Below are 547 nucleotides of genomic sequence, written 5' to 3'. Positions count from 1 at the left end.
TCCATGGCTCGCAGCGGTTGTAGGAGTTATAAACATTGTATAAAAATAAAAATATTCAAATAAGAGCAATAAAATTAGTGAAAAATCTTGAAAAAATACGTTCAATTACTTTAGGTAAAAAAACAAATTCACAACAAAGAAAAGCAATAGAGAACCTAATACAAAAAATCCCACATGATACAATCCAGTCAAAAAGTGATAAATTATTAGCGAGCAAAGTATGGAATAAAGAAAATGATAATTTATTTAGAACATCATTATCTTTCAAGATAAACTGTTTGCAAAAATACTGTGAAAATATAAGAGATGGTTTATCTCCTATGCTTAATAAATCCAGCTTGTTCTATAATATAGAAAATTTAATTAATCAATATAAAGTTATCATAACAACTCGGAAAAATATCACCGATGCGCTAGCAAAAAAATCTGCCCCTCCCTTGCCTTTCCATATTTCACAGCTTATCGCAGAATTTAGCGTCAAAAAAGAAGGGCAATTCTCTCACCTAGAAAAGCAAAAAACAAAAGATTGAAATGATCCCCAAAATTT

General features: G+C 29.3%; 1 protein-coding gene. It reads left to right on the top strand.

All coding sequences use genetic code 11. From position 1 onward, the window contains the following. The first annotated feature begins 35 nt into the window (after positions 1-35). Positions 36-530, top strand: a complete 495-nt coding sequence (locus C200_RS14085; protein WP_016212551.1) for a hypothetical protein — start codon at positions 36-38, stop codon at positions 528-530. Positions 531-547: the final 17 nt, after the last annotated feature.

The sequence above is a fragment of the Piscirickettsia salmonis LF-89 = ATCC VR-1361 genome, from assembly GCF_000297215.2.
Lineage (GTDB): Bacteria > Pseudomonadota > Gammaproteobacteria > Piscirickettsiales > Piscirickettsiaceae > Piscirickettsia > Piscirickettsia salmonis.
Note: the sequence above shows the minus strand (reverse complement) of the source record. Positions and strands in the feature narration are given on the sequence as shown.